Origin of the sequence: Zavarzinella formosa DSM 19928 (assembly GCF_000255705.1) — a bacterium.
Taxonomy (GTDB): Bacteria; Planctomycetota; Planctomycetia; order Gemmatales; family Gemmataceae; genus Zavarzinella; species Zavarzinella formosa.
Map to the genome: position 1 here is coordinate 1,585,029 of NZ_JH636439.1, position 8,247 is coordinate 1,593,275.

The following is an 8,247-nucleotide window of genomic DNA, read 5'->3' on the forward strand; positions in this document are numbered from 1 at the left end:
TCCGAGAGGAAATCTAGCCGGGTGTCCGGCGCCAGACACCCATTCCCCTTTTCTTGAGGCTCGGTTCATCCGGGTGGAAATGAAGGCGGGGGTCCGGCGCCGGACACCCGTGCTAAACTAAAATGCAGTTCCCCAAATCAAGCGAACGTCAGACGATCAGCCTTTGGCGTTTGCCCCGATCCCGCGCGGGTGTCCGGCGCCGGACACCCGAGGAGTGATGTCATGATCCGTTTCGCCGCCTGCCTGATGGTTCTTTTCTCCTCGGCCGTCTTGTCCGCCCAGGTTCGTGAGCCAGCAAAACCGGGTGATGAGATCCCGAAGTCAGTTGGCAAGGTTGGCGGGCTTGAAGTGTTCGTTCAGGGATATGTCTCGAACAGCGTCAAACTCACGGACTGGAAAATGGGCGAGAACCAATTGACCGCAATCGCGGTTTGGGATGGGAAGAGGCCGCACAATAATATCCGATTTGATTTCTATGACGCAGAAAACGTGCGTGTCAGCGGTGGATTTGTGAACGAGAAAGACCTTGTTCAAGGGGAGAAGTCGCGATTGACATTCCCAATGAACAAGGGACTTGGAATCAAGTCGTTGAAGATCACGCGAGATTTGAAAAACCCTTAATAAAGATGGGCTCCCATGATCGCGGCGAAGTTAACCGTCAACGATTGCTGAAATTCAACCAAGGCCGGGCCGCCTTTGACGATGGCGTGATCAACGATGGTTGCGTTCGTGCCGACAATCTTGGTGATGTCTGCCTCTTGCCCTTGGTCGTCCAAAAACATCATGTCAGTGATCGCTTGACCGATGCTGTCTTTCTTGTAATCAAGCCTCCCCTTCACGAAAGTGTCCAACGGACCAACCTTGACGTTTAAGAACGTTCTGCCGGCTGACATCACCTTGGTTGGAATCCACAATTCGCGTTTGACTTCAAGAAGCCAGCTTCCTTCCCACCAACCACCTTTCGGCTCGAAGTCGGCCCCGGCGATCCGCAGTTCTCCGGCGAGGAATCCGCCCCACGCGAGACTGTTCACTTTGCCGATGGCCGCCATGAACCAGGCCACGTCGGTGTCGTTGGCGATGGGATAGCGTCGCGGCGCGGTGATCGTTCCGTTCACGTCATAGTTCGGCGGGGGATTCTCCAGCGGCACCCCGGCGGTGTTCAGGTACGGTTTGCCGTTCACGTCATGCGGCCGGATCGTCTCCACCGGACGGAAACTGAACTTCGGCGGTTGATATGTCAGTTCCCCGCTCGGGTCTTGTCCCTGCGCCCCGCCGTCCCCGCCCGTTCCGGCCGCCGGTCCGCTGCCTGTCCCCGCCCCGTTCTGTTGTTGTTTCGACTCGGCGTAAGCAGCCGCCACTTCCCACATCAGCGGATTGTCCGTTGGATCGGCTCCGATACTTCGGCAGATCGCCGCCGGCCAGTCCGGGTGAGGCGAGCCCAGCGCGGCGTCCGGGAACTCGGCAATCACGGCGTCGATGATGGTGCTGCCGTGCATCCCCTGCGTGTCCGTGAGAACCTCGAAGGTTCGGTTGAGGCTGCGCGGGCTGTCCAGGCTCGCGGAGGCGTTGCGGCCCGTCCATTGGTCATTGATCTGAAACGTCGGCATTTGGTCCCCTTGTGAAATGGCTCAAGGGGACAGTAAGCGAGTCGATTTTTCGGGCTGGACGATCATGCGGGTGAATATCAGACCGCATGTTGTCCGGGTGTCCGGCGCCGGACACCCGAGGAAAGAAAAGACGGTTTCAAGTTGGTTTCAATGAACTTTGACGCCGAAGATAACGCCTTGATCGGCGTCCTCCAGCAATGGGGTCTGGTCTTGGGCAAAGGCTTCCCGCAAGAGCCGGGAGACCTACGTCAGGGGTCGGCGTTTGGTGATGGCGATGACCATGAGGGAAGAACATCATGGTTTTCGGGAGTTGTCAAATCAGGGGAAAATTCAGACGTACACTCAGCTCGACTCGTGCACTTTTTCCAGGCATCAGTCTGCGAAAACCCCGGGCATTCCCGAGTCAACCGAGTTCTGTGACCCTCGGGAAGGGGTGGGGTGTCTAAATAATCCGGTTGGGCTGATCGAAAATCCGTGAATTTCCGAGGCTTTCGATGCCTCCAAAAGTGTACGAGTCGAGCTCAGTGTCTATCCGGAAAGGCCGGTTTTCGGCCATTTTACCCCCGAAAACACCGGCGTTTTTGGGCTTTCTGGATAGACACTCAGATAGTCATTCTCCGTCATTTTGCATTCTGAGGATCCCTTTTCAGAGCCCTTAATTCAACCATCAACTGATCGCCGCGCGGCGTCAAATCCCAAATCGTATCATCCTTGAGGGTCCCTGGTGTTTTCACTTGAATCAAATTGAGTGCTCGGAATTGAAGCAAGCAAGAATTTACGTTGTCGTTTGGCACTGAGATGGAAGCAGAGGCATTACTTGTCATACCGCTTCTATAAGCCATTTCATGTAGTGCTTCGCGGATCGCTTCTTTGAGCGACTCATCGGAAACCCCGTTGAGTAAATTGGGCGAGATCTTGCCAAACACAGCATTCCATGTCGTTTGAAGGGGTCGACTGCTGCGGGTGACCCGACCATTTCCCGACTGATATTCCTCAACGATCATATCGAAACTAATCTTGTCTTCGCCTTGCGAAAGACTTCCAAAATCAACATCGGTTTTGACATCGGTTTTTGCGAGTTGCTTCTCCAACTCGGCGATTCGCTCACGAAGTGCCAGGTTGTCGGAAACATTCGCCTGAGTGGGTACTTGATCAGCTCGAATCCATCCAACGGCTGGGTGACGGTTGATCGCCATCGTCAGACCGACAATGATTTGGGCCTTCAACTCCAGGGGTGAGGCCCATGCAACCCGGGTGTGCTTTGACTCGACCTTTTTTCTAAATGACTGAAGTCTTCCCCAAGCAGCTCCGTCCGTTTCGGTTTGATCCCTTGGCAGCCCCTCTGGTTTGCCATGCAGAAGCGCGATGACATGTTTTTTCAAAGAGACGGCGAAATCATACTCTTTCTCGGTGAATCCGATGCCGGTCTCGTCAAGCGATCCGTACCGCCCTCCAATGATCAACACGTAGTAGTCCGATTGCCTGATCACATCTTCGATCAGTTGCCATGCCGATTCGTCCGTGGCGGCGAACAACTCCATTCCGGCCGGCATATGCCCGAGTTCCAAGACAGCCCTCATGGCCTCCTGTCGTTCGGTGATCAGGTCTCGGAAGGTTGAAGAAATGAACACTTGGTATCGCTTGTCAGCCGCCATCTGATCCTCGGGCTTGGGGGAGGATGATCAGGCTAATCGTCGCCGCGCGGACAGTCAAATGATTTATTGTGTGATTGAAGCGGAGACTTGGCTGCCTTGGCCCGGAGATACTCCTCGGCCCCTTCCATCGGCTCGACCATGACGTCGTGGACAACGCGAATGGAGTCGATCTCGGCTCGGCTCATGTCGGCCTTGTCCCGCCGCCGGTCCTCGATCTTCTCGGTGGTCATAGCCAAAGCGCCGCCAGCGTGGGCGTGGCTGGCTCCCGCTGACCGGCGGCCGTCATATTCTCGTCCCGGTTAAGGGCGTCGTCCGTTTCGGGGATGATCTTCCTGAGCAATTGAAGACGCTTGGACTCGGGTTTCTTCATCGGACGACCGTTGATAGCTGGTTTTGTTTCCTCGGGTGTCCGGTGCCGGACACCCGAGGGACGGTCTCAAGTGATCGAACCGGCGGGGGCGCTTCCCTGAACCTTGGCGAGTTGTTCGATCAGGAAGGCCAGCAACGGAGATTCCTCTCCCTCCCCCTTGGGCCGGGCGATGCCCAGATGTTCGAGCAGTTTGAACAAGGCGGCGTTCTTGTCGTGGAATTTCACCTTGATCACTTCGGCGAACTCCCCCAATTGACGGATCTCCACGGAGGCGATGGACCGCCGCGCGTCCTCGGTGATCTCCCCGAGCGGCCGGATCGACGGCCGGCCCGCGCCGTCAAAGCGGATCACGTCGCCGATGTCCGAGAAGGCGATCCGGGCCAGTTCCTCCAGGACCCGGTCCGCGTAAATCTGCGACCGCATCGACCGGGCGCGCTGGAGCAGGTCAAGGGCGGCGGCCACGTCCGGTTTGTTAAGCAGGTCATGCGCCCCCTTGGCGGCCACGTCCGGCGTGCGGGCTCTGTATCCGGCCCGGACATAGGCGGCCGCCCCGTTGCAGTCCTTTAGGTACTCCTCCACAAACCGCCGTTGCTTGTCGGGCAGCTTGCACAGCAGCACTTCGGCGTCATAGGCCAGCCGGTTCGGCGTCATCATCATGTTCCTTCTCCCCGGGCGTCCGGCGCCGGACACCCGCTCAGACAGTAAGGCCCCGGTTGCGGCGCGGGGCGACGATGTTGGCCATCGCCTTGGGGTTGCCCTGGATCAAAGGGGCATGAACCCGCCGGCCCATGTGACGGCGCAGACGCTTGCGGATGCACAAGCCCGCCCAGATGTTGAAGGCGCGGACGGAGGGCTTCCACCAGCGGGCGGCGTCCCACAGGGCGATGAGGGCCTCCTGCTTCAGGTCGTCGCGGTCGTAGCCGGGCTCGCAAAAGTCGCCGGAGATGCGGATGGCCAGGGCCATGTTCTCGTGAAAGAGGCGGTCGGCTTCTTCCGTGGTTTGGGTGAAGTTCTGCTTCATGAGATCCGGGGGATTGATGGCGTGATAAAGATGGAGTTTCACCCTAAACCATCAGGTTCGCGGACGCCATGTCGGTGATTGATCGAAGAAGCGAAGGCCGTCATTCAAACGATGGCTCATTCCAATTGGAATGAGCCATCGTTTGAATGACGGCCTTCCGGGCGGAACCAGAGATATTCATGGTTCGTTGCGAGTGGCGGCTCTCCAAGTGAGACAGCGAAAATTTGAAATATATTTTCGCTATTTTTTATTTAGCATTATTTATGATTATTTAGCATTGGAAATAACTGGAAAGTATTCCATACGACTCCACGATACTCGCTGTTTTCTCCGTATTAACCCAAATCCGGCCGCTTCAGGACAACACTCTTCAAATCCAGTCGTTTACAGTTTTGTCACTTCGACTACTGTCTTTTATGAGCGGTGCTTTGCCGCCCTTGTGAACTCAGAGAGACACACACATGAAGACGGTTCCCCCGCCGAACTCGCCCAGGACTTACACATTGAAGGATCTCGCGAGAATCTTCCAAGTCTGCGACAAGACGATCAAAGGTTGGGCCAAGGCCGGCAAGATCCCCGGCCGCATTGATTTTGGCCAGCGATTCTACCGGTTCAACTGCGAGGTCGTGGACCAATGGATTAAGGACGGCCGACCGAAGATCGACCAGGCAACTCTCGTCACCCCGGCCGGCGAAGGCCGTGCGCAAACACTCCCGCATCTCGATTGAACCCGTTTTGACTCAACAGAAAGACCATGATGAACAACAATATTCCAGTCCATGAACTGAATTTGGACGAAATTACCGTGGACGAGCGGCTTCAGTTTCGGCTCGGCAAGGGGCCTTACAAGACCGATCCGGACACCGTCGAGCGGTATTCGGCCGCGATGCTGGACGGCAACCGCTTCCCTCCCCTGGAAGTCGTGGAACTGAGAGATGCCCACGAAGACATCGAGGCCGGCACACTCTTGCTGGTGGGAGGATTCACACGGTATTGCGCGGCCAAGGAAGCCGGAATTTCCAAGCTGGACTCTCTGATCAGACCCGGCACGTGGCGGGACGCCCGATGTCTGGCGTTCAGGCAAAACGCCAGACACGGCAAGGCCAGGACGAAGGAGGAACTTCTGGCCATCCTTGAGGCCATCCGCCGGGATTACCCGGGCATTACTTACGATCAGATCGCGAGCATGGCCGAATGCCCCAAGTCAACGGCCTTCCGACACCTGAATCCGAAAGAAGAAAAGACGACAACCCCGCAGGCGACGAGCCAGCCTTCCCGGAAGGAATTGGATCGCGAGAACACGGACTTTGACGCCGGACACACGTCATCGGCCGGCTCGGAGGAAGAGACGGACCGGCCCGCGGATGATGACGAGGAAGTCCCTCCTCCCGATCCACATGCGGATCTCCGGGCCGGACGGCGGCGGTTCTTGGCCATCGCCGTCACGCTCAAGGATTGCCTGAAGGAAATCAGCGACCTGAAGGCCGAGCCGTCCGGGGCGCGCATCAAGTTTGGCGTGTGTGAAAAGCACATCGAGGAAGCCCGCCGCCACATTCAAAACCACTGTCCGATGCTGGCCAGTACGGACGCGGCGCAGGAGGCGAACGGCGGGGTGGACTTCACGGACACGCTGGGATGGATTCACGCCCTTGGGGCTGATCGTCTGGGCGATGACGTCAAAGCGGCGTGCGTCAAGTTATGACCGCCCAAGACATCTCTGCCCGGACGATTCACCGCATATCCGGGCGGAAACGAAAAAGGCCGATCCCGTGGCAAGCGAGATTGGCCAACAACAACATGCCGAAAGACCGGACATGCGGACCATAGGACGGGCGCCAGACCGCCGGGTGGTCCGAGATGTCTGTCGCCCGTCCTCATCTACGCGGGTGTCCGGCGCCGGACACCCGGACAAACACGATTTGGGAATGCTGCCCATTGCTGTCTGCCTACCGTCCGTTGTTATCCACCCAGACCGATATCACCAAACCAGGAGAAATCATGACCGCCGCTCCCCCGAAAGAATCGTCCAAGGTATACGACCCGGACGAACTCGCCACCCTTTTCAAGGTCTCCCGCAAGACCATTGACCGCTGGACGAAGGTCAACCGACTGCCCGGCATCCTGCGGCTCAGCATCCGCCGAACCCGGTACGACCGCGAAAAGATCAATGCGTGGATTGCCGACGGCTGCCCCGGCAAACCCGACTGCAACAGCAAGCCCGGCCAGGACGGCGAATAAGTTGTCCGGCCCGGACGCCATCAAGGGGCAACTGGAACGCATGGCTTCCGCCGTTCCACGGCATGCGATCCGTCTTTTGCAATCTCGTTGATGTTCGGAAGGGCCGGCGAAGTGAGTTGAAATCAGGATGTCGGTCACGACATCCGTTCTCCCGGACGGGCATGCGGAAAACGAAAATGGGCCGGCCAGTGACAGGCTGGCCGGCCCGCGAACCCATTCGACAAGGTTGACATGAACACCATAGGCGGCCGGTTCCGGCCACAAATCCAATTCTCGCCGCCGTGTCCGGACGGCCCGGCAATCCCTTCGTCGCCTGCTCCCGTTCCCGGAGAAACTCAGGGCAGGGAAAGGCGGCTCCCGTGAGTAATCTTCCCGACCGCACCGGATCGAGAGCCCGGCCGACGCCGGTTCCGAGGGTGTCCGCTCCGGCCCGCGTCCTCATCGACCATGATGAACACCGGATGAATGACGAGGCCATCGCGGCGATGGCCCGCGATCCGGACTTGTATGTCCGGGGCGGGCATCTTGTCCGGGTGATTCATCCCGAGGAAACCAAAACAGCGGGGATGGCGTCGCCGGTCATCTTGGAGGTGTCCGAGGCGACTTTGCGGGAACGTCTGACCCTTGGAATCAGGTGGCTGCGGAAGGGGAAGAACGGCAAACTCCGCAGTGTGCCCCCGCCGCAAGCCTCCGTCCGGGCCATCCTTGACCGGGGGGAATGGCCGGGAATGCGCGTGATCACGCAACTGGTGGAATCACCGATGTGGCTTCCAAATGGCGAGATCCTGGCGGCGCCGGGCCATCACGCCGGGACCGGGTTGTATTACTCCCCGACTCACCCCGTCTCGCCCGTCGTTCCGCGCAACCCCTCAAAGGACGAGGCCCGGCGGGCGGCGGGGGTGTTGCTGGACATGACGGCAAACTTTCCGTTCGCCCGGCCCTGTCATGCGTCCGCGTGGCTGGCGGCCTTGCTGACCCCGCTGGCCCGGTTCGCCTTCCGGGGGCCGACGCCGATCTTCCTCATGGACGCCAACGTGCCCGGATCGGGCAAGGGCCTCTTGGTCGATCTGATCTCGATCATCTGCCACGGAAAACGCCAGCCGACGAACGCCATGCCGGACAACGGCTCGGAGTTCCGCAAACTGGTGACGACGCTGCTTTTCCGGGGAAGCCCGATGGTGTTGTTCGACGACATCGGCGACCGGCTCGGCGGCGGCGAGTTGAACAATTTGCTCACCTCGGTCGAATGGTCGGACCGGTTGCTCGGCACGAACCGGGATGTCCGGCTTCCGAATCTGACCACTTGGTTTGCCACCGGAAACAACGTCGGAATCCGGGGCGACACGATGCGGCGGG

11 protein-coding genes are annotated in these 8,247 nt (G+C 58.7%); 5 read left to right on the forward strand and 6 right to left on the reverse strand.

Going from position 1 to position 8,247, the window contains the following annotated elements:
- Positions 1 to 222 precede the first annotated feature (222 nt).
- Positions 223 to 621, forward strand: a complete 399-nt coding sequence (locus tag BGIM_RS0107445) for a hypothetical protein (protein WP_020469167.1) — start codon at positions 223 to 225, stop codon at positions 619 to 621.
- Here the strand turns inward: BGIM_RS0107445 and BGIM_RS0107450 are convergent.
- The 6 genes from BGIM_RS0107450 to BGIM_RS0107480 form a co-directional block, all read right to left on the reverse strand.
- Entirely contained in the window at positions 618 to 1,607 is a 990-nt protein-coding gene (locus tag BGIM_RS0107450; protein ID WP_020469168.1) for a hypothetical protein, read from the reverse strand. The genes BGIM_RS0107445 and BGIM_RS0107450 overlap by 4 nt on opposite strands.
- A gap of 620 nt (positions 1,608 to 2,227) precedes the next feature.
- Entirely contained in the window at positions 2,228 to 3,262 is a 1,035-nt protein-coding gene (locus tag BGIM_RS0107460) for a DUF4062 domain-containing protein (RefSeq protein ID WP_020469169.1), read from the reverse strand.
- Between the two features lie 32 nt (positions 3,263 to 3,294).
- Positions 3,295 to 3,492, reverse strand: coding sequence for a hypothetical protein (locus BGIM_RS0107465; protein ID WP_020469170.1), 198 nt, complete (start codon positions 3,490 to 3,492; stop codon positions 3,295 to 3,297).
- Positions 3,489 to 3,632 carry a hypothetical protein gene (locus tag BGIM_RS62575; RefSeq protein ID WP_020469171.1) on the reverse strand — a complete coding sequence of 48 codons (144 nt, stop codon included), beginning with the start codon at positions 3,630 to 3,632 and terminating at the stop codon, positions 3,489 to 3,491. The genes BGIM_RS0107465 and BGIM_RS62575 overlap by 4 nt, the downstream gene beginning before the upstream one ends.
- A gap of 66 nt (positions 3,633 to 3,698) precedes the next feature.
- On the reverse strand, positions 3,699 to 4,289 hold the full coding sequence (locus BGIM_RS49180; protein ID WP_020469172.1) for a terminase small subunit: 591 nt from the start codon (positions 4,287 to 4,289) through the stop codon (positions 3,699 to 3,701).
- Positions 4,290 to 4,326: 37 nt separating this feature from the next.
- Complete coding sequence (locus BGIM_RS0107480) at positions 4,327 to 4,695, reverse strand: sigma factor (RefSeq protein ID WP_020469173.1); 369 nt, start codon at positions 4,693 to 4,695, stop codon at positions 4,327 to 4,329.
- Positions 4,696 to 5,114: 419 nt separating this feature from the next.
- Between BGIM_RS0107480 and BGIM_RS0107485 the strand changes: the two genes are divergently transcribed.
- From BGIM_RS0107485 to BGIM_RS49190, 4 genes are all read left to right on the forward strand, one after another.
- Entirely contained in the window at positions 5,115 to 5,381 is a 267-nt protein-coding gene (locus BGIM_RS0107485; protein WP_020469174.1) for a helix-turn-helix transcriptional regulator, read from the forward strand.
- A 26-nt stretch (positions 5,382 to 5,407) separates the two neighbouring features.
- Entirely contained in the window at positions 5,408 to 6,355 is a 948-nt protein-coding gene (locus tag BGIM_RS0107490) for a hypothetical protein (protein WP_029629825.1), read from the forward strand.
- Between the two features lie 296 nt (positions 6,356 to 6,651).
- A complete protein-coding gene (locus BGIM_RS49185) occupies positions 6,652 to 6,891 on the forward strand; it encodes a helix-turn-helix transcriptional regulator (protein ID WP_020469176.1) in 240 nt (79 codons plus the stop codon).
- Positions 6,892 to 7,250: 359 nt separating this feature from the next.
- The coding region (locus tag BGIM_RS49190; protein ID WP_193788949.1) for a hypothetical protein at positions 7,251 to 8,247 on the forward strand (997 nt) is incomplete at its 3' end.